This is a genomic window from Pseudarthrobacter sp. PvP004 (genome assembly GCF_017876035.1).
Classification (GTDB): Bacteria; Actinomycetota; Actinomycetes; order Actinomycetales; family Micrococcaceae; genus Arthrobacter; species Arthrobacter aurescens_A.
Map to the genome: position 1 here is coordinate 166,983 of NZ_JAGINL010000001.1, position 25,700 is coordinate 192,682.

The 25,700-nt window shown below is 60.2% G+C and carries 24 protein-coding genes; 8 read left to right on the forward strand and 16 right to left on the reverse strand.

Annotation, left to right across the window (positions count from 1 at the left end):
• Positions 1–30: 30 nt before the first annotated feature.
• Entirely contained in the window at positions 31–474 is a 444-nt protein-coding gene (locus J3A64_RS00720) for a peptidase inhibitor family I36 protein (RefSeq protein ID WP_011775823.1), read from the reverse strand.
• Positions 475–675: 201 nt separating this feature from the next.
• Between J3A64_RS00720 and J3A64_RS00725 the strand changes: the two genes are divergently transcribed.
• Positions 676–1,035 carry an iron chaperone gene (locus J3A64_RS00725; RefSeq protein ID WP_014922566.1) on the forward strand — a complete coding sequence of 120 codons (360 nt, stop codon included), beginning with the start codon at positions 676–678 and terminating at the stop codon, positions 1,033–1,035.
• Positions 1,036–1,083: 48 nt separating this feature from the next.
• Here the strand turns inward: J3A64_RS00725 and J3A64_RS00730 are convergent, their stop codons facing one another.
• Positions 1,084–2,106, reverse strand: a complete 1,023-nt coding sequence (locus J3A64_RS00730; RefSeq protein WP_286176115.1) for a hypothetical protein — start codon at positions 2,104–2,106, stop codon at positions 1,084–1,086.
• Between the two features lie 217 nt (positions 2,107–2,323).
• On the opposite strand from J3A64_RS00730, the gene J3A64_RS00735 reads away from it, so the two are divergent.
• From J3A64_RS00735 to J3A64_RS00750, 4 genes are read left to right on the forward strand one after another with little or no spacing between them, the layout of a single operon-like run.
• Entirely contained in the window at positions 2,324–2,971 is a 648-nt protein-coding gene (locus J3A64_RS00735; protein ID WP_286176116.1) for a hypothetical protein, read from the forward strand.
• Positions 2,972–3,016: 45 nt separating this feature from the next.
• The gene (locus J3A64_RS00740) at positions 3,017–3,439 is read left to right on the forward strand and encodes a hypothetical protein (RefSeq protein ID WP_011775819.1); all 423 of its coding nucleotides are present in this window, start codon (positions 3,017–3,019) and stop codon (positions 3,437–3,439) included.
• 36 nt (positions 3,440–3,475) lie between these two features.
• Positions 3,476–3,901, forward strand: a complete 426-nt coding sequence (locus J3A64_RS00745) for a hypothetical protein (protein WP_210063418.1) — start codon at positions 3,476–3,478, stop codon at positions 3,899–3,901.
• A 56-nt stretch (positions 3,902–3,957) separates the two neighbouring features.
• Complete coding sequence (locus J3A64_RS00750; protein ID WP_210063419.1) at positions 3,958–4,359, forward strand: hypothetical protein; 402 nt, start codon at positions 3,958–3,960, stop codon at positions 4,357–4,359.
• A 21-nt stretch (positions 4,360–4,380) separates the two neighbouring features.
• Here the strand turns inward: J3A64_RS00750 and J3A64_RS00755 are convergent, their stop codons facing one another.
• The 8 genes from J3A64_RS00755 to J3A64_RS24035 all read right to left on the reverse strand — a co-directional run bounded on the left by J3A64_RS00755 (position 4,381) and on the right by J3A64_RS24035 (position 12,957).
• Positions 4,381–4,698: a hypothetical protein gene (locus tag J3A64_RS00755; protein WP_286176117.1), complete on the reverse strand. Its 318-nt coding sequence runs from the start codon at positions 4,696–4,698 to the stop codon at positions 4,381–4,383.
• A 134-nt stretch (positions 4,699–4,832) separates the two neighbouring features.
• Entirely contained in the window at positions 4,833–5,090 is a 258-nt protein-coding gene (locus J3A64_RS00760) for a hypothetical protein (protein WP_210063420.1), read from the reverse strand.
• The gene (locus J3A64_RS00765; RefSeq protein WP_210063421.1) at positions 5,080–5,757 is read right to left on the reverse strand and encodes a response regulator; all 678 of its coding nucleotides are present in this window, start codon (positions 5,755–5,757) and stop codon (positions 5,080–5,082) included. The genes J3A64_RS00760 and J3A64_RS00765 overlap by 11 nt, the downstream gene beginning before the upstream one ends.
• On the reverse strand, positions 5,754–8,399 hold the full coding sequence (locus J3A64_RS00770; protein ID WP_210063422.1) for a DUF4118 domain-containing protein: 2,646 nt from the start codon (positions 8,397–8,399) through the stop codon (positions 5,754–5,756). Before J3A64_RS00770 ends, J3A64_RS00765 begins: the two co-directional genes overlap by 4 nt.
• A 29-nt stretch (positions 8,400–8,428) precedes the next feature.
• Positions 8,429–9,043 carry a potassium-transporting ATPase subunit C gene (locus J3A64_RS00775; protein ID WP_210063423.1) on the reverse strand — a complete coding sequence of 205 codons (615 nt, stop codon included), beginning with the start codon at positions 9,041–9,043 and terminating at the stop codon, positions 8,429–8,431.
• Positions 9,044–9,052: 9 nt separating this feature from the next.
• On the reverse strand, positions 9,053–11,188 hold the full coding sequence (kdpB, locus tag J3A64_RS00780; protein ID WP_210063424.1) for a potassium-transporting ATPase subunit KdpB: 2,136 nt from the start codon (positions 11,186–11,188) through the stop codon (positions 9,053–9,055).
• Entirely contained in the window at positions 11,185–12,852 is a 1,668-nt protein-coding gene (gene kdpA, locus J3A64_RS00785; protein ID WP_210063425.1) for a potassium-transporting ATPase subunit KdpA, read from the reverse strand. The genes kdpB and kdpA overlap by 4 nt, the downstream gene beginning before the upstream one ends.
• A gap of 6 nt (positions 12,853–12,858) precedes the next feature.
• On the reverse strand, positions 12,859–12,957 hold the full coding sequence (locus tag J3A64_RS24035; protein WP_081765928.1) for a potassium-transporting ATPase subunit F: 99 nt from the start codon (positions 12,955–12,957) through the stop codon (positions 12,859–12,861).
• A gap of 375 nt (positions 12,958–13,332) precedes the next feature.
• Between J3A64_RS24035 and J3A64_RS00795 the strand changes: the two genes are divergently transcribed.
• On the forward strand, positions 13,333–14,757 hold the full coding sequence (locus tag J3A64_RS00795) for a TrkH family potassium uptake protein (protein WP_210063426.1): 1,425 nt from the start codon (positions 13,333–13,335) through the stop codon (positions 14,755–14,757).
• A gap of 57 nt (positions 14,758–14,814) precedes the next feature.
• Here the strand turns inward: J3A64_RS00795 and J3A64_RS00800 are convergent, their stop codons facing one another.
• Positions 14,815–14,979 carry a hypothetical protein gene (locus J3A64_RS00800; protein ID WP_210063427.1) on the reverse strand — a complete coding sequence of 55 codons (165 nt, stop codon included), beginning with the start codon at positions 14,977–14,979 and terminating at the stop codon, positions 14,815–14,817.
• Positions 14,980–15,328: 349 nt separating this feature from the next.
• On the opposite strand from J3A64_RS00800, the gene J3A64_RS00805 reads away from it, so the two are divergent.
• Both J3A64_RS00805 and J3A64_RS00810 read left to right on the forward strand, forming a co-directional pair.
• Positions 15,329–16,576: a VCBS repeat-containing protein gene (locus J3A64_RS00805; protein ID WP_210063428.1), complete on the forward strand. Its 1,248-nt coding sequence runs from the start codon at positions 15,329–15,331 to the stop codon at positions 16,574–16,576.
• A 153-nt stretch (positions 16,577–16,729) separates the two neighbouring features.
• Positions 16,730–17,638, forward strand: a complete 909-nt coding sequence (locus J3A64_RS00810) for an alpha/beta hydrolase (RefSeq protein ID WP_307807154.1) — start codon at positions 16,730–16,732, stop codon at positions 17,636–17,638.
• 7 nt (positions 17,639–17,645) lie between these two features.
• Here the strand turns inward: J3A64_RS00810 and J3A64_RS00815 are convergent, their stop codons facing one another.
• From J3A64_RS00815 to J3A64_RS00835, 5 genes are all read right to left on the reverse strand, one after another.
• Positions 17,646–19,937, reverse strand: coding sequence for a hypothetical protein (locus J3A64_RS00815; RefSeq protein WP_210063430.1), 2,292 nt, complete (start codon positions 19,935–19,937; stop codon positions 17,646–17,648).
• Positions 19,934–20,884 (reverse strand): hypothetical protein, encoded by a 951-nt coding sequence (locus J3A64_RS00820; RefSeq protein ID WP_210063431.1) that lies wholly within the window; start codon positions 20,882–20,884, stop codon positions 19,934–19,936. Before J3A64_RS00820 ends, J3A64_RS00815 begins: the two co-directional genes overlap by 4 nt.
• 185 nt (positions 20,885–21,069) lie before the next feature.
• Positions 21,070–23,970: a hypothetical protein gene (locus tag J3A64_RS00825; protein ID WP_210063432.1), complete on the reverse strand. Its 2,901-nt coding sequence runs from the start codon at positions 23,968–23,970 to the stop codon at positions 21,070–21,072.
• 5 nt (positions 23,971–23,975) lie between these two features.
• Positions 23,976–24,680 carry a PP2C family serine/threonine-protein phosphatase gene (locus tag J3A64_RS00830; RefSeq protein WP_011775811.1) on the reverse strand — a complete coding sequence of 235 codons (705 nt, stop codon included), beginning with the start codon at positions 24,678–24,680 and terminating at the stop codon, positions 23,976–23,978.
• Positions 24,677–25,693 carry a hypothetical protein gene (locus tag J3A64_RS00835; protein ID WP_210063433.1) on the reverse strand — a complete coding sequence of 339 codons (1,017 nt, stop codon included), beginning with the start codon at positions 25,691–25,693 and terminating at the stop codon, positions 24,677–24,679. Before J3A64_RS00835 ends, J3A64_RS00830 begins: the two co-directional genes overlap by 4 nt.
• Between the last annotated feature and the right edge of the window lie 7 nt (positions 25,694–25,700).

Below are 25,700 nucleotides of genomic sequence, written 5' to 3' on the forward strand. Positions count from 1 at the left end.
GAAGACGTCCCTGATCTTTTCGTCGGCCGGCTATGCCCAGGATTGATCCCGGTTGATGCATGCGCCTTCGATGTAAATTGAGGTCACCCGGTTCTTCATGCCCATTGAAGCCAAGTTGACGCGTTCTCCACCGTAGGTAGCCCATGCCTCGCCCGTGCAGTTGGGTCCGTCGTAGATGTTGGCTCCGCCTGGGGTGTTGTTGATGAGTGACGCTGCGTTGTTGTTGACTTGGACTCCCCAGCCGTTCACGCCGGCGGGGCCATCGGTGAAGAGCTCGTTGCTCAGGCCGGCATCACTGTATGCGAAGTCAGCCCGTGCTCCTTCAAAGTTACTGTTGAAGTACAGGCACACACGGTTTGCCGGGCAGGCTTTGCCCGTACCCGAGGCATTAGCCGCAGGTACCCCCGCTAGCAGGGACGTTGCAGCGAGTCCTAGCAGAGCGCCGGCGCTTGCGATCTTTGAGGCGAGTTTCATGGTTCTTGCTCCTTATCGGGAATGTAGGTGGCCGTCCGGTTTCGCGGAAGCGTGTCTGCGTATCTTCGCGCACGGCTGAGGTGTTCGCGATGGGGTGAACTACCCACGATGTCTGCTCAGCGCTGATGAGTATGGGGCCAACAAGTCCGGGGGGTGAGTGCGGCTGTAATAGGATCGGCCTTGCGGCGAAAGGGAGACCACATGACAGCGGGTTCCATCCTCGAGTACATCGAGCAGTACGACGGTGACGTACGGGAACGGCTGATGACCGTGTACAAACTGATCCGGTCGGCGGTGCCCGATGAAGCTGAAGAATCGATCAGTTGGCGCATGCCGACGTTCAAGCTCGGGACCGAGCCTTTGTTCTTCTTCACTGCAACAAAGAAACACATCGGTTTCTACCCGACCCCGGACGCGATGGAGCACTTCTCGACAGAGTTGGCTGGCTACGGAACCACTGACCACCTTGTTCAACTGCGCCACGACGCCCCGCTGCCCCTCGAGCTCATCCGCGAGATGATCGCGTGGCGGCTGCAGCAGCTGCCTTCTGACGCGGTCTAGATACCCGGCAAACCCTGTACGGGTCTGCCGGGCATCGTGCCTGGGCGGCTACTCCGCGTACTGGATGCTGGTCAGGAGGGCCTTAAGGTTCCTGTACTGCTCGGTTTCCATCCACGCTTCAGCATCTTCCGCGGACATTGATACGTCGATGTGTGCAGTCGCAGAGGCTGCTCCGTTGCCCATGATGAGGAAGCTGGAGGCTGAGGTGCTGTCGGGGCCCTCAGTCATGAGAGGCTCTGCCACTACACCCATGAAGTACCGGGTCTCTGTGGTGTCGAAGGGGTATTCATCCTTGAAGAAGGCGAAGTGGGAGGCTCCGTATCGGCTGTCGAAGGCGGTGAGCTTCTGTGAGTCGAGGATGGTGCGGTTCACCGGTCCGCCCACCACACCACCGCCTGCGCCGCTGTAGATGCGCGCTACATTGTCGCCGGTCTCGTCGTAGACCTGGGCTACGACAAAGTGATCATCGTCAGCGTAGTGGTCCTCTCCGAATACGGGTTCTTCTTCAGTTTGTGCCGTCCAACCTGCCGGCAGCAGGAAGGAAATGTGCCCGTCGGGGAACGTGAACAAGCCGATCTGCGGGTAGCTTGGCGAGACGTGCGGCGTTGAAGGTTCGGCGGGGGTGATCGGTGTTATCTCAGGTGCGGTGGGCGGGGTGCTTACCGGCGGAACGCTCGACGGCGGAATGGTTGCGGGCGGTGGCGAAGCGACGGGCGGAGCGGGAACAACAGGGTCGATCGCCACGGCAGGCGCAGTAGGTGCTGCCGGAGCCGGAGCGGTTTCTTCCTGCACGGGAATGGGAGCAACCGGTGCCGCCACAACGGGTACCGAAACATTGACCAATGCCGGTTCACTTAGCTGTGGCGGAGTGCCTTGTTCAGAAGCCGGGGCAGCGAGTGTTTCTTCCAATGGTGCTGCAGGGGACAGGGCAAGGGTGTTGGCTTCTTCTGTTGCAGATGTGAATGAACTACTGGCTACCGGGGTGGATGATGCGCAGGCGGCGAGTGTGAGTGCCAGGGTCAGCGTTACCAGGGTGGCGTACTTGGCATTTCCGGATCGGCGGTACTTCATTTTGGGTTCCTTCCCCCACGGAGTTATTGAGCAGAACTGGGTGCTCATACATGTTGTTTCCGGCAAGGGACCATTGATTACACGCGAGGCCAAGAATCTTTGGGAAGAGCGTGCTTCCCTTCTCACGGGGCCTATGCGGCGACGGCGCGGGCGGCGCAATGGGCACAACTGCCCTCACGGCAAGTTCACTGCCCAGCCACGAGGATGATGTACTGACATGACCGTCACATACTCCTGGGGGATAGGTATGAAGGCCTTGGCTGCCACTTTTTTACTCACGTCGCTGGCGCTCACAGGCTGTGCTGTCACTGTTCCCGGCGGCCCTCCAACAGCGTCAACTGCGCCATCACCACCATCTGGTGCAAAGACCTACGCAGGTCTTGATCCGGCGGGTATTGAACAGATCAAGACGTCCAGGACGGCAATTTTCGACATGAAGTTCGGGACGCTCACCAAAGAGAGTGTCGGCCTGGAAGACGGCACCAACCAGGCCCCGGATGTCTTGATGTCCGATGGCGTGATGGAACTGAAAATCGAAGCGCCTACAGGTCTGATAAGAGCCGAGACGGATCGGCTCCGGCTCAACGGCATGAATAGCGGCCCGGAATTTCGTGAAATCACGTACTTCCTTAAGACCGAATCGTTGAAGGACTTCATTGCTCTGATCCGCGACGGCGTGGACCGCTACGGAATTCCGAGCGAATCAGCAGAGGACTGGATCGAATCTGTGTCCAGCCGGCCGGAGGACAAGAGTGACTTTGCCCTGGCGCCGGGCACTTCCACAGGCCTTCGGGTCCAGTATGACCTCCGCTACGACGGTTCAAAGGACGTGCAAGTGATTATTGTGCACGTTCACCCCGTCTAGCCCGTACCTGTCCCTCGCCAAGATTTTCACCAGGAAGAGAGCACCGTGGAACCCCACAGCCCGTACCCGCCGAATTATTTCCCGCACCAGCCCGGACAGGTCCAAGTTCCGCCGTTGCCTGCATGGGCAAGGACGTTTCGGACAATCCTCCTCATCCTCGCTGGCGTTCTGGTGGTCCTGCTGCTGCTTCTCATTGCTGTGGGCACCGGATCTATCGATATGTATACCGAGGACGGCCTTGGCGCTTTACAGGCTGTCATTTGGCTTTGCCTGGGAATGCTCCTGCTGGCAATCCCCTACGTGATCGCCAGCGTCATCTACGCTGCTCTGTGGGCCACCAAGCTGCGAGGCCGAGGTTACCGCCGGCACCTGGGGACTGCCTGGATCTTGGTTGCTGGCCCCATTCTTGCTGCGTTGCCTGCATTGGCCCTCATCGGGCTGATCACGGCTGACCCCAGCATGTTGTGAAACTCTAATTAGCTGACAGCAAAGGAAGAATGGACCATGATTTCCGACCGCGAACGGCACAACGATGCCGTATACGCCGAGCACAAGGCGGCAGTCGCAGCCGGGGAAAAGCGGGTACTTCGCAACACCAGCACGGGCGAGTTGCACAGCTACCCGGCCGACGAGATTGGCTTTACTCCAGGCAGCGGTCAAGCTCAGGTCAGCACTTGGTGGGGAATGGGGATCCTCGCGGTCTTCGCCGCCCTGCTGACTGTCCTATCGGTGGTGCTCTTGCTGGCCCCGCTGAAACAGGGTCAGGGTCCGATGTGGGGCGCGCTGTTCTTGACTGCTCTGGCTGGTGCCTTCACGTTCTATGCATTCACGCTGGCCCGCCAGGAATACCGGGCGACGCAGCTCCGAAAGCTGCGCGGGTCACCGAAGCCGGGCTCATCCGGCAGGGTAGACATACCCTCGAATCATTAGTTAAACGTGCCTTGGGGGACACCGGAATGCGACGTGGAACAAAAATAGGCCTAGCCGTGCTGGCATTGCTTACGCTCACTGCAGCGAGCTGCGATGACAGGCCATTCACCCGCGACTATGCCCGGTCCATTCCAAACTCTGCTATTCAGGTGGGCGAGTACACGGACAGGACCTGGGAGTACGTGGATGGGGCTGGCACCACCAAGGAACTCGATAAGTGCGAGGACTTGAGCCCGTGGGATGTCGCCTACAGTTGCGCCTCACCTGACGGATCGGTTGTGCTGACTTTCAATGAATCCAAATATGGCATAAAGAAGCCCACCCTCCTCATTGGCGACGAGGAGGTGCCTCTTTACTGCACCAACAACGGCTTTGCGGGTGACAGGCTGCGATTCTGCATACCGGTCTCGGACCCTGCCGTTCCGCCTCAGCCGGTCCCTCGCCGGGATAAGTCATAACCGCGCGTACGGCACTGCGAATCAGGAGCGGTACGCGTACGACGGCGTTGCTGCGCCGATGGCGCCAAGAACACGGAGTGCAGCAAAGACTCCGCTCATCGCCATCATGAGATACAGGTTCTCCTGCAGGTACGGCAAAGCGAAGACATCGGCTCTTTCAACAATCAATTCCTGAGGGACACCGATGGCGAGAGGCACAAGCAGCCCGATGAATACGAGCCCCTCCATCAGGATGCCCTGAGCCAGGAGCAGCGCACCCGCCCACCGGTACTGCCGCCGTCGAGTTTCTTGCAAGAGGTGCCGTTCTGTCGCCACCGCCGGTCCAGACAGTGTCGGCATCAGGAAGCCGCACTTTCCGCTGGCGAGCACGGGGCAGGCGTTTGGGCGAAGGTGAACCAGTCGGGGAGGGCCGCAGTGTAGGCCTCACGAACCTGAGGTTCCTTGGTTGCTGTCCAGTCCACGGTGGCCTTGACCTAAACCTCGTTCTTCTCCCACTCGAACCAGTTGATCATCTTCAGGGCAGGGTAGTCGCGGGGGATGGCGAGATCGAAGAGCTGGCCCCACCAGGCTTCCTTGATGTCCAAGGCATCGGCGCCCTCCCCTGAGGCCACTGTGAGTGCAGCGGTTTCGGGGATGGCGATCGGCTTGTTCCGGGCTGTTCCGTAGTCGGCGTAGAAGTCTGGGACGGCCAGATCGTTTCCGCCAGCGCCGACAAACCAGCTACGGAACAAACCTGTAGCCCATGCCCGGCTCGGTGATCAGATGCCGGGGGTTGCCCGGCTCTGTCTCGAGCTTGCGCCTGAGCTGCGCCATGTAAACGCGGAGATAGTTTGCTTCCTTGGCGTAGGCGGGCCCCCACACCTCTGTGAGGAGCTGCTGCTGGGTAATGAGCTTGTCCGGATTCCTGAGCAGGATGTCCAGAATGTTCCACTCCGTTGGGGTCATCCGAACATCCGCGCCCGACTTGGTGATTTGTCTCTTGTCCAGGTCCACGGTGAAGGAGCTGGTTGTCACCAGGGTGACTTCCTCGCTGGAATCGTCCCTGCGACGCAGCAACGCCCGGAGTCGCGCCAGGAGTTCATCCAGTCCAAAGGGCTTGGTGATGTAATCGTCAGCTCCAGCGTCCAAGGCCTCTACTTTGTCGCTGGATCCATGTCTGGCTGATAAGACAAGAATGGGTACGGAGCTCCACTCCCGCACGGCCGAAATGACAGCTTTGCCGTCCATATCCGGTAGCCCCAGGTCCAGGATCATCACCGAAACGGGCCGTTGCGCCGCTGAGTGAAGTGCCGATTGCCCGTCAGTTGCAGTGACCACCGTGTACCCCTGGCCCTTCAACGTGATGGCGAGCGCCCTGACAATGTGGGGGTCATCGTCCACTATAAGGATGGTGTTCACTCAAGGCCTTTCGGGGCGGGCAGGGCAGTATGTCCAGGGGCTGTGAAGCGCTGCGGCACATCAAGAGAGGGACCCGTTGAAAGGGGCAGCCTGATCAGCATAGTCAGCCCGCCGCCAGGCGTTTCTTCGGCGGTGAGGGTCCCGCCCATGGCTTCAGTAAAGCCCTGTGCCACAGCGAGTCCTAAACCTACGCCCGTGGCTGCAGGCACGTCGTCGAGCCTTTGGAAGGGTTGAAACATTTTGAGCACATTGGCTGCGGGTACACCTTGGCCGTGATCGATGATCCGGAGTTCGCTGGCTGGCCTGCCGGCCAGAGTGGTAGTGCTGAGACCACCGGCGGCACCCACAATCACGATGTCGGAGTCGGGGGCGTACTTCACCGCGTTTTCCGCAATGTTGGCAATGACTCGTTCCAGCATGCCGGCGTCGGCGTCCACGGCGGGCATGTTCGGTGGCAGGTCCACCCTGACCCTGCCGGGCGTGATGCCGTGCAGGGCAGCCGGAATCACGTCGTACCAGCGGATGGGTTTGATGAGGGCATTCACGGAGTCTGAGGTGATGCGGGACATGTCCAGCAGATTGCCTACCAGCCCGTCCAAGCGATCCGAGCATTCATCAATGGTGGCCAGCAGCTCCTCTTCTTCCTGTTCGGTGTACTGAACACCTGATTGGCGAAGGCCTCCCACTGCGAGTTTGATGCCGGCCAGCGGAGTTCGCAGATCGTGGGACACGGCGCGCAGGATGGATGTCCGCATGGTGTTGCTCTCGGCCAGGCGCATCACTTCACGGCGGGTGGCTGCGAGTTGTCGGCGTTCAAGCAGCGCTGAGAGGTGCGCCCCGAAAGCGCCCAGCAGCCGGCGGTCACTGGCGGGAAGGACTCTGCCGGTGAGGACAAGGCGGGTGTTGCCGTCAACCTGCTCTATATTCTCGGGGTCATCGGGATCGTCATTCTCGGGGTCATCGGGATCGTCGGGGTCAGCCTGTGGGTTGCCTGCCGATGCCACGAGCTGCCAAGTGCCGCCGCTGGTGGAGGAAGAGGAGGAAGACTGGGTCCGCTCCGCAGCAACGTACAGAGCAGCGGTCCGTACTTGGAAAACGTCCAAGGCCTGTTCCAAGAGACCTTGGACGGGGTCTTCCGCGGTGGACGCTCCGCGGGTGAGATCCCCGAGTGTGGCCGCTTCGGACCGGGCTCGTGCAGCTTCCTTCGATCGCCGGGCGGAGAGGTCCACCACCACGGCCACAGCGGAGGAGACTCCGGCAAACACCAGGAGGGCCAGAAGATTTTGGGGATCGCTGATGGTCAAGGTGCCCAGCGGCGGAATGGAGAAGAAGTTCACCAGGAAGCTGCTCCAGAGTGCACCCAGCAGTGCGGGCCAAAGGCCGCCGATCAAGGCGACGGCAACGGATCCGGTGAGCTGTATGAGCACCGCGGTGGCGATGTTGTGGGACGGTGCTACTGCCAGCAAGAGTTGCAGCAGCACCGGCACCACGAGGGCCATGGCGAATCCCACCGCTACCCGCACTCGGCCAAGGTCGCGTTTCCGGGTGCGTTCTATGCCGCGGCCTCCCAGTGGATGGGAAACCATGTGCACATCAATGTCGCCGGAGCCCCTGACCACGCGGCTCCCAACGCCACCTTTCAGGAAACTGGTCAGAAGCTTGTGGCGTGACACTCCCACCACAATCTGGGTGGCATTCACACTGCGGGCAAAGTCGAGTAACGCCTTAGCAGGGTCCTCACCGGACACTGTGTGGTAACTGCCGCCGAGGTCCTTGACCAAGGTTCGTTGGGCTTCCAGATCATGGGGGGATTCGGCAGCCACACCATCGGCAGCGCGGACGTGGACGGCCAGAAGGTCCCCGCCGTTTACCCGCTTGAGGATCCGGGCCGCCCGTCTGATGAGCACTTCGCCCTCGGCGCCGCCGGTGAGGCCAATGACAATGCGTTCCCGGGCGGGCCAGCTTTCCTCAATTTGGTTCTCGGCCCGGTATCGCGTGAGTCCTTCATCCACGCGGTCTGCGAGCCACAGCAAGGCCAGTTCGCGCAGTGCCGTCAGATTGCCCACGCGGAAGTAGTTGGACAGGGCGGCATCGATCTTCTCGGCTGCGTAGATCTTGCCGTCACCCAGTCTCTGCCGCAGCAGTTCCGGTGAGATGTCCACCAAGTGGATCTGGTCGGCGAGGCGCACGACCTCGTCGGGGACTGTTTCGGCCTGTTTTACTTCGGTAATCGCGCTGACGACGTCGCCCAAAGATGCGAGGTGCTGCACGTTCACCGTTGACAGGACGTTGATGCCTGCCCCCAACAGTTCTTCAATATCCTGCCAGCGTTTTTCGTTGCGGCTGCCCGGAATGTTCGTGTGGGCATATTCATCCACGATCGCTGTGTGGGGGCGCCGGGCCAAGACAGCGTCGAGGTCCATTTCCTCAAAAGCGCTTCCTCGGTACTCGATGACCCGTGGTGGCAGGGTTTCCAGCCCGTTCGTGAGGGCCAGGGTGTCGGCTCGTCCGTGGTGCATGGCGAATGCCACCACTACGTCCTCGCCCCGGCCCAACAATCTGTGAGCTTCTTCGAGCATGGCGTAGGTTTTGCCGACACCCGGTGCAGCCCCCAGAAAGATCCTCAGTGTTGCCCGCGCCATGTCCTCATTCTTCCACTCGGATAAGGTTGCTAGTTCCGGTGTGCGGCCAGGTTGGCGATATCCAGATTCAGCAAGGTTACGTTGACTGATGGCTGGCTGAGGAAAGCCTCAAGACCGCTGGTGGTTTGCTTGTCTACCAGCTCCTGGACGTCCTGTGGTTCCAACCCGTGGGCCCGGGCAACCCGCGGTACTTGGATGGTGGCGTAGTCCTTGGAGATGTGCGGATCCAGTCCGGACCCGCTGGACGTCACGGCATCGGCTGGGACCTGCTCAGGGCTGACGCCCTCCGATGCCGCCACTGCTGCGCGGTTGGTTGTCACGATTTCCAGGAGCTTGGCAGCGTTGGGTCCTAAGTTGCTGGCCGAGGACGTTGCCGGGTCCCAACCCACTGCGGAGGGCCTGAGGTGAAACCACTGCGGGTCCTGCGTTCCTGCGTCATCCGCTGCGGCTTGAGCGATGAGCGCGGACGCCGCAGCCTGACCGGAGGAGTCCTTCTCGATGGAACCGTTGGCTTGGAACGGCGCCGCGAGCTGTCCTGCGCCGAAGACTGCGAGGGGGTAAAGCAACCCCAACACGATAGTTGCCAGCAACAGGAACCTGATGGCCGTGCCCGCTTGGCGGAGGTATCCGGAAATGATGTTCATGAGTAGCTCCTAGCCGATGCCTGGGATGAGGGAGATGACCAGGTCTATGAGTTTGATGCCGAGGAACGGGGCTACCAGCCCGCCAAGTCCGTAGAGCAGCAGGTTCCTGCCCAATGCTTGGTTGGCGGTGACTGCTCGGTACTTCACGCCTCGGAGCGCCAAGGGAACCAGGGCGATGATGATGAGGGCGTTGAAGATCACCGCAGACAGAATGGCCGACGCCGGGCTGGCCAACCCCATGATGTTCAGCAGCCCAAGCCCAGGAAATGCGGCGGTGAACAGGGCAGGGACTATTGCGAAGTACTTGGCAACATCGTTGGCGACGGAGAACGTGGTCAGCGCACCACGCGTGATCAGAAGCTGCTTCCCGATGCCCACAATGTTGATCAGCTTGGTAGGGTCCGAGTCGAGGTCCACCATGTTGGCTGCTTCCTTCGCGGCCGGTGTCCCTGAATTCATGGCCACCCCTACGTCCGCTGCCGCCAAGGCTGGGGCATCATTGGTGCCGTCACCTGTCATAGCCACCAAACGCCCTTCACCTTGTTCACGGCGGATGACGTCCAGTTTGTCCTCGGGCGTGGCTTCGGCCACGAAGTCGTCGACGCCGGCCTCGGCCGCTATCGCCTTGGCCGTCACCGGGTTGTCACCGGTGATCATCACCGTGCGGATACCCATTCTGCGCAGCTCGGCGAAACGGTCCTTCATGCCAGGCTTGACCACATCCGCCAGGTGCACGGTTCCCAAAACCCGGGCGCCGCCGTCGTGCGTGTTCTCGGCTACCAGCAACGGCGTGCCACCGTGGGCAGAAATCTCTTGAACACGTCGCTGGACTTCCGCTGGAAGGCGTCCTCCGGCGTCGGTGACAAAATTCCCGACGGCGGATGCCGCCCCCTTGCGGATGAGGCGCCCGTCCAGATCCAGTCCGCTCATGCGTGTGCTGGCCGTGAACTCCACAATCGTGATCTCTGAGTAGCTGTTACGAAGAGCCGCCAAGTCGGGGCCGTCTGTGCCTTTGGTGGTGGCGAGCTCCACAATTGAGCGGCCCTCCGGGGTTTCGTCCGCGAGGCTGGAGAGCCTGGCGGCGGTGACGAGTTCCGTCATCTCCACACCGTTGGCCGGGAAAAAGTTGACGGCCCGGCGGTTGCCGTAGGTGATGGTGCCGGTCTTGTCCAACAAAAGTGTGGTGATGTCGCCGGCTGTTTCCACCGCTCGTCCCGAGGTGGCCAGGACGTTGTGCTGCACCAGCCGATCCATGCCTGCTATGCCGATGGCCGGAACCAAGGCCCCGATGGTGGTGGGAATCAGGCAGACCAGCAGCGCCACCAGGACGATCGGAGACGGGGTAGCGTCCGCCAAGGACGCGAAGGGTGCCAAAGCCATGGTGACCACCAGGAACACGATGCTCAGCGAGACGAGGAGGACATGCAACGCGATCTCGTTGGGGGTCTTTTGCCGGACGGCGCCCTCAACCAGCTTGATCATCCTGTCGATGAACGTGGCTCCGGGCTCAGCAGTAATGCGCACCACGATCCTGTCAGAGAGGACCTTGGTGCCGCCGGTGACGGAGGACCGGTCTCCACCGGACTCCCTGATCACGGGCGCTGATTCGCCGGTGATGGTGGACTCGTCCACGCTGGCCAGGCCCTCAATGATTTCTCCGTCGGAGGGGATCACATCCCCGGCCTCACAGATAACCACGTCATTTAGCTTCAGATCTGTGCCGGCAACTTCTTTGGTGGTTCCATCTTCCAGGCGGAGCCGGGCCATCACGCCCTGACGGCTCGCCCGGAGGCTGTCCGCCTGCGCCTTCCCTCGCCCTTCGGCGATGGCCTCGGCGAGGGTGCCGAACAGGACCGTCAGCCAAAGCCATACGGTCACCGCGATGCCAAAAACGTCAGGCTTCAGGAAGCAGATCACCGTGCAGGCCGCTGCACCCACCAGCACCACAAACATCACGGGGGAGTGGATCATTTGCCGCGGATCCAATTTGCTGAAAGCCAGGGGAAGCGCTGCCAGAAGGGTGGACGCGTTGAGTTTCGCCGGAGCCTTGCTGTGGTGGTGGCCGGGCTGACCTGGGGCAGGAGTGCCGCTGGCGTTGAGGGGTGATGGGGTCTCCGCGGCCGGAGCCGTGCTGGAGCTGGTCATTGAATAAGTCCTTCTGCGAGGGGGCCCAGTGCCAGGGCCGGAAAGTAACTCAAAGCGGTCAGGATCACGGTTACGCCCAGCAGCAAGGAGCCGAACAGCGGGCCATGGGTTGGAACCGTTCCGGATGAAGCCGGGATCTTTCTTTGCCGCGCCAGCGAGCCAGCCAGTGCAAGGACCAACGCGATGGGCAGGAACCGGCCCAACAGCATGGCCAACCCAAGCAGCGTGGACAGGTAGGGGCCGGAGCTGGTGATGCCGCCGAAAGCTGAGCCGTTGTTGTTGGCACCGGAGGTGAACGCATAGAGCAGTTCGCTGAATTGATGCGGCCCTGATGCCGGAGCGTTTGCCATCACCTCCGGGAGGAGGGCTGAGATCCCGGCGAGCACCAGCACCAAGGTGGGGGTGACCAGGATGTAGAGGGCCGCGAGCTTCATTTCGCGGGGGCCGATCTTCTTTCCCAGGAATTCCGGGGTACGCCCCACCATCAGCCCGGCAATGAACACCGCAATGATGGCCAGGACCAACATTCCGTAGAGTCCGGATCCGGTTCCGCCCGGAGCCACCTCGCCGAGCATCATGTTCAGCATCGCGATGCCGCCAGCCAGGGGAGGCAGGGAATCGTGGGCAACGTTGACGGCACCGGTGGACGTGAGGGTGGTGGAGGCCGCGAAGATGGAGCTCGCTGCCGGCCCAAGGCGCTGTTCGAAACCTTCTCCCAAGCCTCCGGCTGCCGCCGTTGCGGTTCCCTGCCCGGAAGAAACCGCCCAGGCCATCAACACAGTGGACGTCAGCCACAGCGTTCCCATGACAGCAGCCACGGTGTAGCCCTGGCGTTGGTCACCCACCATCCGCCCGTACATGTAGGGCAGCGCTGAGGGGATCAGGAGGATAAGGAACACCTGGAACAAACTGGTGAAGACGCTCGGGTTTTCAAAGGGGTGGGCAGAGTTGGCGTTGAAGTATCCGCCACCATTGGTTCCCAGAACCTTAATCGCTTCCTGCGAAGCGACGGGCCCACCGGGAATCAACTGGCTGGCGCCGGTGGCAGTGTTGGTTACCTCTGTGGACCAGAAGTTCTGTACGACGCCGCCAATCACCAGGGCGATTGCCGCCACCGTGGCGATGGGCAACAGGATGCGGAACGAGGCACGGGCGAGGTCCACCCAGAAGTTGCCCAAGCGATCAGTTGTGGTCCGCACCATGCCCCTGATCAGGGCAACCACCACCACAATTCCGACGGCGGCGGACAGGAAATTCTGTACGGCCAGCAGGCACATCTGGACGAAGATGCCCACAGTGGCCTCAGGCACATATGTTTGCCAGTTGGTGTTGGTGACAAAGGAGATGGCTGTGTTCATGGCAACCCAAGGGTCCACGCCGGGCAGGGAATTGCTGCCCGGCAACACAGCCTGCAGGCGCTGAAGAGCGAAGATCACCAGGATGGATATCAACGAGAAGAGCAGAACGCTGCGCAGATACACAGACCAGCTCTGTTCAGTCCCTGAATCCACGCCGACCAGGCGGTAGATGGCCCTTTCAGCTTTAGCGTGTTTGGTACTTGAGAAGACCCGCGCCATATACAAACCCAAAGGCTTGTGCAGCAGTGCCAGGACGAGTACCAACACGGCTATCTGGGTAATGAAGGATGCAGTACTGAAGACCACCCGCCGTCACCACTTTTCCGGGTTGAGCAACACCGCAAGCAAGTACCCGGCAACGGCCAAGCCAAGGATGAACAAGCTAACCCACATGATGGCATCCACGTTCATTGCCCGCTCACCGGGCCATCGCCGTCCACCATCTTGCCCAAAAGGTGGGCCACCCACATCACGATTCCCATGCTCACCACAAGAATCACCACAACAGCCACGTTGGCCACTGGAACGTCCTTTCATCAGAGCCCCTTTTGCAGGGCTGATGTCAGTCAACTCTTGGAAAAGTGGCGAAAAGGCGTTCCTTACGAATCCTTAATGCGGACGCCGGAAATCTTGACGTGGTCTTAACGGCCCGGCGTTAAGGATTCGTCAAGAAATGTCAGTTTCCGGCCAGCGGGTCCCTCATCGGTGCTAATTTCGGCACGTGTTGGATGCTAATGAGCTGTGCGAATGGGGATCTGTGAGCGGACATCCTTGGGTGCATGCCGCATGACTCGCGCCCCTGAAAGACTGCCTTCGTCTGAACGCCCCGTGATCCGCCGCAACCCGGTTCTGCAGGCCCTCGGCCACGAGGGGGATCGACTGAAGGCAGCGCTGCTGCACCCAGTCCGTTTAGTGCCCTTGGCATTCCTGGCCGTGATCATCCTCGGCGCCGGAATACTGATGCTGCCAATATCCCGGACCGGCGGCGGCGAAGAGATCGTCACGACGGCCTTCTTTACTGCAGTATCGGCTGTCTGTGTCACCGGTCTTGTCACTGTGGATACAGCTACCTACTGGACCCCGTTCGGGCATGCCGTGATCATGGTTCTCATCCAAGTGGGAGGCTTCGGGATCATGTCCTTGGCAACCCTGCTGGCTCTGTTCGTCCGGAAGACCATCGGCTTGCGAGGCCAGCTCGTGGCCCAGTCCGAAACCCACACGCTGAACTTCGGTGACGTCAAGTCTGTTCTTTTCAGGGTGGTGAAGATTATGGCTGTCTTTGAGACGATCACGGCCCTCATCCTGACAGCACGCTTTTGGGTGGCGTATGACGACAACCCCGGTACGGCTCTATGGCACGGCGTTTTCCACGCCGTCTCCGCATTCAACAACGCAGGCTTTGCCCTGTACAGCGATAATCTCATCGGCTTCGCGGAAGACCCTTGGATCATCGTCCCCATCTGCGCCGCCATCATTGCCGGAGGACTCGGTTTCCCGGTAATCATCCAATTGTTTAGGAACCGCCCCAAGTTTAAGAACTGGACCATTCACCTCCGGTTGACCATTTTTGGTTCATTGCTTCTGCTGACAGTGGGCATAGTTCTCTTTGGTGCCTTTGAGTGGAACCGGGCAGAGACACTTGGGCCGCTGAGCTTTGGCGGGAAGATATTGGGCTCGTTGGCGGGCGGCGTGTTCCCGCGAACGGCAGGTTTCAACAGCATCGATTACGGGGTGGCAACCCCGGAGACGCTGATGATCACCAACGTGCTGATGTTCATCGGCGGCGGAAGCGCAGGAACGGCCGGCGGTATCAAGATCACCACTTTTTTGGTTCTGGGCTTCGCAATTTGGAACGAAGTCCGTGGCCGCGAGCAAGTCACCATCGCACACCGTTCCATCAGTTCTTCCACTCAACGCCAGGCTCTCACCGTCGCCCTGCTGGGGGTCGGGGCGGTCATCCTGGGGACATTGCTGCTCCTCATGTCCACCGACTACAGCCTGGAGAAAGTGCTCTTCGAATCAATTTCTGCCTTCGGAACGGTTGGCTTGAGTACGGGAATCACGTACAACCTTCCACCCACTGCCGAGTGGGTACTCATGGCACTGATGTTCGCCGGCCGAATTGGAACGGTCACGGTTGCTTCAGCCATAGCCCTGGCCTCCCGGCCCCGGCTGTTCATGCTGCCCGAAGAACGGCCCATCATCGGATGACACTTTCAGAAGGAAAAACGAAGCGCTGAGGTCACTCCGCAATTCAGGGGCGCCCTCTCAGGCCGCCTCACTTTTCTCCCGGTCCTTCTCCTGCGCGTGGTCAGGGGCTTCGACGCCACCACGGTGTTCTGCCCGGTACAGCCCAGTGAGCATCATCATGATGACTCCCACCCACATCACGGCCGTCACAAGGACAAAGCCCATCAGAACCAGAGCCTGCATGAGCGAAGTCTATCCATCGCAACGTCGACAGAGTGTTCCGACATTCAGCCGGCGAAAAATCAAGGAAAATCGCCCTCGCAGCAAGTAGCGGGCTCTCAAATAAGGCTGAAAGACAAGTACCGACTACTCGTGCTCAAACAGTATCCGAGGGTCTTTACTGAACACAGCGGCTCACGAACCGACCGCCAATAAACCCCCAATAATTGGTGGTTGTACGAACCGCGGGCCGGGGCCGGACAAGGTACCCAAATACTGTTGTCCGGCCCCTCGCCCTACCAAACCCCCGCCTTCGGATTGATCTTGCCGAGTGCTAGGCTCAGCTCAAATTGGTATCTGGGCTGGGGGAATCATGGGAACTTTTCGTGCATTTGCGTTGAAATCAGCGGCACTTGCCGTGTTGATGGTGGGCTCGACAATGGCGGGCATAGCCCCGGCCACGGCTGAAGAGGGCGACGGGTCCATAGCATCCACAAGCGAGTTTGTGCCGTTGATGCATGGAATGCCAAACGTGGGATCAGAGCTGACGATAGGAAGGTTCTTCACGCGTTCCTGTCCCGTGACGGAGGAGGCCCCGCATGGGTTCACCATGGAGTGGCTGAGTAACGGTGTGCCCCTGCCTGCCGAGCGGCAAGGCGAATTCCTGAAACTCATCCCGGCGGATCGCGGTAACCGCATCTCCTTCACTGCTCAGTCCTCTTGCAGGGAAGGAACGGTGTATCACAGCGCCGAAACACCGCCCATTGCCGCGTCCAACCGGGCCATGGGTTGGACAGGGCGCGGGAACTTCGAGCTTCTGGGCCGAACTGACGATGGTGACCTTGTCCTGTACCCCCGCACGTACGAGTCAACATGGAGATTCTGGGACATGTCCTTTGAGGGGCGCTATTACAGCAGCTCCTGGGATGAACCGAGGGTAGTCGGTACGGGCTGGGACATCTTTGATGTTGTCTTCTCCCCAGGGGACTTCGACGGCGACGGGTACAACGATGCCATCGGCCGTGACCGTTATGGAAACCTGCACCTTTACCCGGGCGACGGAGACGGGGGCTGGCTGGCGCCCTCCCAGGTCGGCTCAGGCTGGAACATGTTCGATTCCATCGTGGGGCCAGGGGATTTCAACGGGGACGGGAACAACGACGTCCTCGCCCGTGACCGCTATGGAAAGCTGCACCTGTACCCCGGCGACGGCCAAGGTGGTTGGCTGGAGCCCTCGCAGGTGGGCGCAGGCTGGCAGATCTTCAATAAAATCATCGCCCCCGGGGACACCAACGGCGACGGAGCAGTGGATATTTTCGCCCGGGACCGCAACGGTGTCCTTCACCAGTACCCGGCAGACGGGCAGGGCGGCTGGAAATCCCCCGCTGTGGTGGGTTCCGGATGGGGTGCCATGACTGAGATCGGCGGCGCCGGCGTGTTCAGCCGAAACTGGGTCACTTACAACCCGGCAAGTGCCGGGCGGGGACCTAGAAATGACGTCATCGCAATAGATCAGGAAGGCGACCTGCGGCTATCCAGCGGCGCCTACCCGTACGACACCGGCCTTTACGAAGTTGGCGAAATCGGTAACGGCTGGGACATTTTCAAGAACCTGATCTGATTCCCGCGCACCCCCAAACTACTCAGAAAGTAGTACTCAAGTGAACACCTGGGGGTGACGCGCACGGCGCCCTGGCAGGCGAGGCTGGATGCCAGGGGCGCACGGTGTGCCCTGGGAGAGGCACGGTTGAAGAGGTCTGTTAGGAAGTTCCTCGTGGGGGTCACCGCGGTTGGTGCGGTATTGGCGGTCGGCTTGGCGACCACCACCGTGGTGAATATGGTGGCGAGCGAGGGGGAGAGCCACCGGATCGAGCAATACGGGCAGAGGGTGTCGGTGGACGGTGGCGAGATGAACGTCCTTGTCACCGGTGCCGGGCAGGAGAACGTGGTGCTCTTGCCGGGGTTCGGCACGTCGTCGCCCGTCCTGGATTTCGGGCCGCTGGTCAAGGACCTTTCCCCGGACCATCGGGTGATTGTGGTGGAGCCCTTCGGTTACGGACTAAGCGATGGCACGGACAAAGACCGGACCACGGAGAACATCGTGCAAGAGGTTCACGGGGCGCTCGAGGCTCTGGGCATTGACCGCTACACGCTGATGGGGCACTCCATCGCAGGCATCTACGGCATCGAATACGCTGCCCGCTACCCGGACGAGGTGATGGCATTCGTGGGCATCGATACGAGCGTCCCCGGACAGCCCGGCATGGACACGCAGTTCCCCACGGGCCTGATGTCCGCGGCAAAGAACCTCGGCCTGCTCCGCATCATGACCGCTGCCGCCTACGCCAACGACACCTCCGGGAACTACACCGACCACGCCCGTGAGCAGATGCAGATGCTCACCAACCGGAGTTCCCTCTCACCCACGTACCTGAACGAGATGGGCCACATCCAGAGCAACTTCGAACGGGCACTGGGAACGGGCTTCCCGAAGGAGCTGCCGTTGCTGCTGTTCGTGGTCGCGGAGAACAAGCAGACCCCGGAGTGGCTCGAGCTGCACCACCGCCAAGCCGCGAGCGTCACCGATGGCACCGTGGTGCCCCTCCCCGGCGAGCACTACCTCCACCACACGCACGCGGGAGAGATCGCTGACGGGGTGAGGGAGTGGGAGGCGGGGCGGTGAGGCGACCTCACTCGCTGTCTTTTGATCGTCGTCGCATTAGTCGGGACAGGTTTAAGGCGCCCTTCTTGGATTGTGCCAACGAGTTTGCGCTGTAGCTCCCCGTCAGGACTCCCATCCTTTGGTGGCGGTATGAAGATGACCGCTTTTCAGCTGGCTTTGATTGGCGCCTAATAGGCAGGATCGTCAGCACCACTGACATGAGCACGACCAAGACCGCCGGAGGCCAAACAAGCACATTCCACTGAGTAGCCGCCACGGCGTAGCCGGCAACCGCTGAAAACCCGATAGCCAGGACTCGAACTATTGTTCTCCGGCGGGCGGTGGCGTGCTGGTCAGCTGTTCCTTCCGACGGTTTCCGAACACTTGCTGAGGATTCATGCGAAGGTTCCGGAGCGAAAGCCTGCCAGCGATGGTCCCACTCCTGAGCTGTGTTCCGGCGATATTCGCTGTATTGCGGAAGGGGAGCGGGTTCAACCAGCCAAGGTTGGGCCCGAGTCGGACTCTGGAAGGGTTCATAGCTAGGCCGAAAGGCTGCGGAAGGTTGCATCGATGCGGCCGGCGCGAGTGTGGGTTTCTCCGCCTTTGGCGTGTCGGTAATCCTCTTGATGTCGGCCAGTATGGATGCCGGTAACAGATCACACTCGGCTAGTCTGCGCAGATGATGATTCCCGATTCCTGGTGTTGTTTTCACCACTCTGCGGATGACTTCTGTGAAGGCACCATCCCCAAATTCGTGGTCCGCCTCCAGTACAGAGTCGATAGCCGCTGATGATGCGGTGTTGTCGGCGAGTGCCTTCGCCACGATTCCAGCCGACGATACTGGATGCAACAGTGCTACGGACTTGGCTGGCGTAGAGTGCGCTCGCGCCCACCGGGGCTGCGTCCATGTCTGAGTCGCAACCGCGCGGCTCGTGGGTTCCCACTCCTTCAGCAGGGCGTCACGGAACAGGGGCCCGGCAGAAACCCACCCGACGCGGACGCTTAGCGGCAGGAACGCGGCGATCTCGCTTATAAACTGCGCCAAAGCGGGATTGTCGGTCGGTTGCTCCAGTGGCAAAGCGTCGAGTCCCGGGATGGCCAGCTCGGCCAAGCGTTGCGCGGGATATCCCAAGGCGTCCGCTTGGTGTTTCGCATTCAGGGCGAGGCTCGGTGACGAAGAGATCGCGGCCACGGCCTGAGAATGCAGGGCAAGGCCGAAGTACTCTTTTTCCGATGCGGTCAACAAGCCGAGGAAAGTCGGTTTCTGCGTGGTCCCGGCGACAATTTCAGCCGCTCGTCGGATGATGTGATCGCGGTGGACCCAACCTGTGTCTGATGGAAGAGCGAGGAGCGCCGTGCAACCGGCCAGGTCCAGCAATTCCGACGGCCCGACTGCCAGCCTGTGATGGCTGATCCACTGCTCAAGCCCGACGAAAGAAGTAACGTCCGGTGGGCAAATCGAACCGATCTCCCGCAGGCGCAACAGTTCAGTGGCGGCATTTACAGCCGCGGGACTGATGCTCGCGGCAATTGCTTCTGCCGCTGGCTGACCGGTGTCTGACTCTGGTAAGGGGACATACGTTTTCTGAAGGTCCGCTTTCGGCAGAACTTCACTGAAGATAGTGGAAGCGAAAGAGACAGCAAACTTGCTGCGCTGCGGAATTCCGCGGTATGTGGAGAAGGTGACTTTTTTGGCCAAGCTCCTCGGCAGGATCCGGAGACAGGTCTCCAGAAGACCTAAGGCATCTACTTCTTGCTCGTGGGTAAACACGATCTGGCGCCCATGGAGGATGTTTTCCAAGATCCCGGACATTGTCATAATCAACAATTGGGCATCTAGTTGCGGCAGTTGCTCGAGCCTTTGCCCGGGTATGAAGCGGACAGCGTCCATGTCATGGACCGGGTCAGAATTCAGATCCCACTCGGTGGCTATGAGCTGGCTACGGCACAGGTCCATGGCCGACAGCGCATCGAGTCTCCGTTCCCGGTCCAGCAGCACGTGGATGATACTCCTGCCGCCCCTGCCAGCGCTGTCAACACCTAGATAGCGGTGCACGGAAACGACGTTCCCGTACTCGGGGTGCTCCCAAAAATCGGCGCCCAACGGGGGTGTCAGGCCACCGCTAAGCCGGTGCTGCAATCTTGCGGGAATGTACTCCACAAAGTCGGCAAGGGCGGCGTCTGTGGCAGCGCTGATACCTGTTGGCCACTGACTTGAGCGCAGCACAACGCCATTGCCGGTTCCTGTGAGCGTTCGTTCAGCCCAGGTGTAGACGAGTTGGTCCAGTATGACCGTGCGAGTATCCGTTTCGTTGCTCATGATGCCTCAATGTCCGCCTGACTCATCCTTCCGCGGCCTGCACGCATGAGCGGAAGGAGCAAAGGATCCATGCAACGGTTTAGCGCGGATTTTTGACTCGCCGCGTGCCCTTCCCTGTCGCTTCCAGTACCGCTGATGGCGGTAATGAATACCTTTCCGATCCGTTCCGCCTGTTTGAGGAGCATGTGTCCTCCGTTGTCCACCACAAACTTGTTCAGAGCTTCCTGCTCATTGAACATGGCGATATCCAAGGCGTCCAGCCCTTGGTCGTCGTGTCGGCGCTCGAGCAAGGTTTCCTGGGGGAACCCTTCGAGGTCCACGTAGCGGTCGCACTTGGTCAGCGCGAACACCACTATGGGGTTTGCTGCGGGCTCGGGCACGGGCTGACCCGCCTTGAGGGCAGCGGTTTCTTCTGCGAGGCGTCCATCGCGAACGGCCTCGGCCAAACGTTCGATATGGCGGAAGGTGACTTTTCGGCTCTGTGTACTATCGCCCTCACTGCCTGGAGGCATTCTGACGTGTTCGGGCAGACCCGGGAGCGTGGGTGGTGGGATCATCACCACAAAAACATCGGTGTGGGAAATAAACGGCAACGCTTTTCGAAGGTCTTCCCCGGTTTCGACGTTGTTGTCCTCACCGCCGGTGTTGAAGAGCGCTACGTTGATTTTGTCGTCCGTGTCTCTGCTGAGGTCCGTGAGTGCAATGTGCAGCGGCACGTGCTTCTGGTTCATCGTTGCCGCCTGCGTTTGTTCCGCGAGGTGGGTCAGGGGATCACGGGCAGCATTAGCCTCCAATTGAAGGGAATGCAGTTTGTAACTGAACTGCCTATAGAACAGTCCATGGTTCTCAAGCACGGAAAGCAGCCCGTTTTTGAATGCGTCCTTACCTGAGCGGGTTTCGCCGAACAGGGAAATGACCACGAGGGGCCGGGTTGCGCTGCCCTCCATTAGGAGGTGATCCCTGGGACAAACCAGGTGCACAGGGACCGTCTCCGTGTTGTAGAACTCCTCTGAGTCGCCGGTCGGAATATCGTCGGGGCTGACTTGTTCACCCTGCCGGTTGAGCAACCTGATCCGTGGATCAGATTCGCCATTGAACACTGTTTTGCACGCCAAGCAAACGTTACGTGGTTTCACTGGAAAAGCCCTTTCCAAAAATCGACCGAGTTGCTCTGTACATGCACCCCGGAAAGGCTGTTCTTGAATCGTTGTTTGGCCGCGTCATCGTAGGTCCCTAGATCACGGACGGTGAGGCGGACGGTCACGTAGTAGTCGGTGGTTCCTACGGTTTGTTTCTGATAGTGGTCCTGGGTGAATCCGTTACCAGCGCTTAGTAGTGCAGCGGACGACCATGCTGGGTCAGTGCTGGAGGCGGTTGCGGAAGCGTATCCTTCCGGGGGGACATCGGCGATTAATACCGTAGCGTAGGCAGTCTTTTCAAAGTCGAGGTTGTTGGTGAGGATAAGGCCCCCGACCGCCAACACCGAGTTGTCTTCAAGCAGGGTATTGTTCGGGCCAAAGCGAGCGGCGGAGGTCCCGGCAGGACGGGGGATCTTGATGCGTGAAGCATCAAGGCCTTTCGTGACCAGCGCTGTGGCCTTGTACTTCAGCTCCGAGATATCCAACCGGAAGCGGTCGTTCAGCTTTATGGATGATATGAGCTTTTCGGTAGCTTGCTTAATCCCAGGTTGCTCGGCCTCAGTGCAACCCCGCTGTACTTGGAAGATCCGGGCTCCCTGGAAGCCTTCTAGGAGGAGGTCCTCGGGGTTCCCGAAAACGCCGCCCTTCACGGCCGAGTAGACGGTAGTTCCGGACACCGAGTCGCCCGTACCGGAAGAAGGTGAATAGACCACATAGGTTCCGCCGCCAAGGCGGAGTCGGTCAACACGTCCGTCGGTTCCCTTGGCTGTTGGCACCTCTGGCTGCGACGCCGGGTCATTCGGCGCTACAGGAACGATGATTTCCGTGGTGTTGTTGGGTTCCCACAGGTCCCAACGTACGAACACGGAAAGACACGTGAACTGGTTGGAGGACAGGCCGGTTGCCACCCTGGTGGGCCCGCTTCCGAGATCTGCTTTCCCAGCGAGCTTCATCCACTGTGCAAAGGGGTCAGCACTAAAGTTCTCCATTTGCTCCCAGTCTGAGGAGAAGGGAATGCAGAGGCTCTGAGTAGGATGTGTGAACTCGTAGGTCTTGGGGCCGCAGTCAAGTTCCACTACGTGATTTGCCGGGCTGATGTTCGGTTCAACGGACGCGAGTACCGTTGACGCGACGGCCACAAGGAGGCAAGTGGCGCCCACCTTCAGGAAGGTCTTCGTTCCTGACCTTGTAAAGATAGCGCGCGCCAGAATCGCCAGGGTGGTGAGGACGCCGAGGACGATGACGAAGAACCACTGTGGCCAGAACGCCCAGTCATCAAATCGCCAGGATATGCCGGGCATCACGTAGAAGAGCGCTTGTGTAGCACTAACCACGGCAGTAGGAACTACCAGTATCAATAAGGCCAGGAGTCCCGCGAAGAAGCCTTGCCTTAGTGCTAAGGAAACTGATGGCCGTCTCGACGACCGGTTGCTATACAACCATCCCCAACCACCAAAGAGGCCTATCACCAAGAGCACGGCGGAAGGCACCCGCCAGCCTTGCGGCACAATCTGGGCGTCGGTCAGAGCGTCAAGGCCGATTCCTGGAACAAATTTGATGAATGCCAACAGCAAGGCGACCAGTGCGAAGGGGAGTGCCCGGACGGCGAACGCCTGGGTCCTCTGTCCAACAACCTCTCGTTGATGTTTAGGGAAGACTTGCCGCGGTGGCGCGGGAACGGGCGGTGGCGGACGGAAGTCCTCCAGCTCCGCCAGATAGGGCACCCGGTGGGGTGGCCGGACTACCATACCGGGCTGCGCCGCGCCCGGTATGGGGATGGTGGCGCCTACTGGCGTGTTGGGAACGGTCGCGGGACTCCTTTTTGGGTTCCGTGTATCCTCAGCTACGCTCGCCTCCATTTCCGCGATGGAAGCCGCTGCCCATGGTTCCAGCCGCGCGACCAAGGCGGGCAGTTCATGGGTGACGTACCGACGGCGATCTTCGCGCGTCTGGTCGGCCCTCAGAAGGTCGTCGAGCATACTCAGGAATTCAGAAGATTCGTCCTGCTCCACTACGCTCCGGTCAGCCAAGAGATAGTTCCCGGCGTCCGGCATTCCGTACTTGATCTCTCGGACTTCACTTTCCACGTCAAAGTGGATTCGCTTTCCCGTTTTGCCCACCCACGGTGTGGCTTGGGTCTTTGACAGGAGGATGTGCGAGGAGACAGCCAAGGAGAAGATGTCATCTTCGAGTCCTTCGTGGAAGCCCCCGGGGGACAGGACCTCCGGGTGCTGAATGACGGCCATGGCCTGAAGGGGGCCCCCGAGCGTGTTAACCGGCCCGACGCTCGCGTGCCCGAAGTCGACGGCCACGAATTCGAAACCGGGTTCCCCTGGCTCAGGCTTTCGAAACAGGAAGTTCTTCGGGTGGGCGTCACGCATAGAGATGTTCACACGCTGGTTTAGATGGCGCAGCGCCACGTAGCCCGCCGCGAAAAAGCGCTGGACCCAAGCGATACGTTCGGCAGGATCCTCCAGCGGAGCAATCTTTTTCAGGGCGTTGACATCGTAACGTTCAATGACGAAGAAGTAGTCTCTTTTCGTCTTCTTATGGCCGATTAGGTGGGCCAACGGCATGGGCGTACCGGTAGCAGCATCCCGGATCTGTTGGTAGGCGATTTCCTCCCGGAGTCCCAGATGCTCTGGAACTAACTTTGGAGCCGGAGAGTTGATGGGCACTACTTTGCAAACTACACGGGGGAGTCCCTGCGTGGGCCGTCCCTCATTGTCCCAATGGGTCAGGACCGCTTCGAATAACTCAGCACCCAGGGTTGACGCGTCCAACATGTACTCCGTGATTTGCACGGTTACATCTGAAAGTTCAGTGCCATCAGGTAGTCGAGCCTTCTTCAGCGTGAATGGCTTCTCCAGGTTGGGGTCCAGAGTGTATGCCATGTGAGTTACCCCCTTGTGATACGGGCGACCACGCACGTGGCGTTGTCGACCAGCCCATTTTTTGATGCGGTGGCCATAATGTCGCGGTTAATTGCCTCGGCGTCCAAGCCGTTGGCCTCAACAGTGGATCTGATGTGGTCCAGGTCGACGGCACCTTCTACCCCGTCGCTGAGCAGAAGGACCACGTCGTCAGCCTGTGCCTGGAGGGAAAAAGTGTCCGCCGGGTAACCCTCGCCGGCGGCTATGTAGCGCGTCAGAACAGCGTCAGCTCCAAACGGCGGGAGGGTGTTGTTGTGGGCCAGGAGGAAGTCGGCCTTCGCGTTATGCAAGGCGTTCGTCGCAATGATTTGTCCTTCCCGCACAACCAGTAGCCTGCTGTCGCCCACAGAGCTCAGCCACAGTTGGTCGGCATCGTCAAGAAGGGCGGCCACAACCGTGCTGGCGTCCTCCAAGCCGACGTGGGAGAGAGTGGTACCCAGGTCCTTGGGCGCGGAGGCAAGTGCGTCGCCGATTGAGCGTGCCGGCGCCGTCTGTGCCAGGTCGCCGTAATGGTCCACCACACGGTCCGCCACATCGCGGGCTGAGGCGTGGGAACCGGCTCCATCTGCAACTACCAGCCAGCGCTTGCCCACATAGAAGGAGTCGTTTTGGAACTGGCGGGGACCGGTCAGTTGGCTTGCTTTGAACTGAAAGAGTAGCTTGCTGCTCATGCCTTGGCTCCGAGTCCCAGGTAGGGCGCAATAGCGTCAAGCTCGTCCTTGGTAATGATCTGGGACCTCCAGAGTTGCTTATAGAAAAGCCTGCGTGCATCGTCGCCTGAACTTAGGGGTGAATCGATACCGAACAGCCGCTCGAAGGAATATCCCTTCAAAGCCGCTGGAGCGAGGCTTTCATAACGGACGCTGAGGACCCGAAAGGTGTCCTGGGGCCGGATGAACTGCGTATTTCGGGTTGTGGCACGTGCATCGCTCCGGCTGGCGGAGGGTGCCGTTGCTGCGAGGGCAGGGTTGTTGTCGAGTACCGCGTTGATCCGCTCCTGCAGCCGATCTGTCTTGTTGGCGCTGATAAGCGCGGCGACGGCCGCAATGACCAGGGCCCAGGGACCCCAGTACTGGATTTCCCGTCCGAACAGATCCCGGCGAAGGTTACTTGCCATCCCTTTGGCCTCGCGTTCCAGCATTGCGGGTTCGGAGAGAAGGGTTCCGCTTCCCACGGGCGAATCAGGGCGCTCCATGTTCTTGTTGAGGATTTGTGCGCGAAGGAAAAAATCCCAGTCATCTCGGATGGATCCCCGGCGAAGGATCGTCACCGCGTCGCCATCGTACAGTTGGTGCCAAACATCGGGACCTGTGCGCTGGCCGCGTGCGCCAATGCACCAATAGTCGGGGTTGCTGGCCGTTAGGGATGCGGCCACGGTCAGGGAGCCGTCCGGCAGACGTACTGGAATGAGGTTTAATGCACGTTCCGGCACGATTCCTACGGGAATTGAGCCGATTATTTCCTGCGGAATGGCCACGTGATCGTAGTGCTCAGCGGCTACTTTGAGTGGCCTTCCCACTGTCAGGCCACGCCCGGCGGGCACCATTACAGGACGGGGCGTTAAGGGTACGGAATGCTCAGGCGAGGATTGGCCCTGAACAACCGGGTGGACGGCGAGAATAACGGAGAACGAGTGCGTATCGAGCATGTTTCCCCCCTGAAGGGCCGTAGTTGTTGATGACATTACAGAT

Coding starts and splice junctions, on each gene's coding strand:
- J3A64_RS00720 (WP_011775823.1), bottom strand. CDS start 474: ATGAAACTCGCCTCAAAGATCGCAAGCGCCGGCGCTCTGCTAGGACTC.
- J3A64_RS00725 (WP_014922566.1), top strand. CDS start 676: ATGACAGCGGGTTCCATCCTCGAGTACATCGAGCAGTACGACGGTGAC.
- J3A64_RS00730 (WP_286176115.1), bottom strand. CDS start 2,106: ATGAAGTACCGCCGATCCGGAAATGCCAAGTACGCCACCCTGGTAACG.
- J3A64_RS00735 (WP_286176116.1), top strand. CDS start 2,324: ATGACCGTCACATACTCCTGGGGGATAGGTATGAAGGCCTTGGCTGCC.
- J3A64_RS00745 (WP_210063418.1), top strand. CDS start 3,476: ATGATTTCCGACCGCGAACGGCACAACGATGCCGTATACGCCGAGCAC.
- J3A64_RS00755 (WP_286176117.1), bottom strand. CDS start 4,698: ATGCCGACACTGTCTGGACCGGCGGTGGCGACAGAACGGCACCTCTTG.
- J3A64_RS00770 (WP_210063422.1), bottom strand. CDS start 8,399: ATGGCGCGGGCAACACTGAGGATCTTTCTGGGGGCTGCACCGGGTGTC.
- J3A64_RS00775 (WP_210063423.1), bottom strand. CDS start 9,043: ATGAACATCATTTCCGGATACCTCCGCCAAGCGGGCACGGCCATCAGG.
- kdpB (WP_210063424.1), bottom strand. CDS start 11,188: ATGACCAGCTCCAGCACGGCTCCGGCCGCGGAGACCCCATCACCCCTC.
- J3A64_RS24035 (WP_081765928.1), bottom strand. CDS start 12,957: ATGAACGTGGATGCCATCATGTGGGTTAGCTTGTTCATCCTTGGCTTG.
- J3A64_RS00795 (WP_210063426.1), top strand. CDS start 13,333: ATGACTCGCGCCCCTGAAAGACTGCCTTCGTCTGAACGCCCCGTGATC.
- J3A64_RS00800 (WP_210063427.1), bottom strand. CDS start 14,979: ATGCAGGCTCTGGTTCTGATGGGCTTTGTCCTTGTGACGGCCGTGATG.
- J3A64_RS00805 (WP_210063428.1), top strand. CDS start 15,329: ATGGGAACTTTTCGTGCATTTGCGTTGAAATCAGCGGCACTTGCCGTG.
- J3A64_RS00815 (WP_210063430.1), bottom strand. CDS start 19,937: ATGAGCAACGAAACGGATACTCGCACGGTCATACTGGACCAACTCGTC.
- J3A64_RS00820 (WP_210063431.1), bottom strand. CDS start 20,884: ATGGAGGGCAGCGCAACCCGGCCCCTCGTGGTCATTTCCCTGTTCGGC.
- J3A64_RS00825 (WP_210063432.1), bottom strand. CDS start 23,970: ATGGCATACACTCTGGACCCCAACCTGGAGAAGCCATTCACGCTGAAG.
- J3A64_RS00830 (WP_011775811.1), bottom strand. CDS start 24,680: ATGAGCAGCAAGCTACTCTTTCAGTTCAAAGCAAGCCAACTGACCGGT.
- J3A64_RS00835 (WP_210063433.1), bottom strand. CDS start 25,693: ATGTCATCAACAACTACGGCCCTTCAGGGGGGAAACATGCTCGATACG.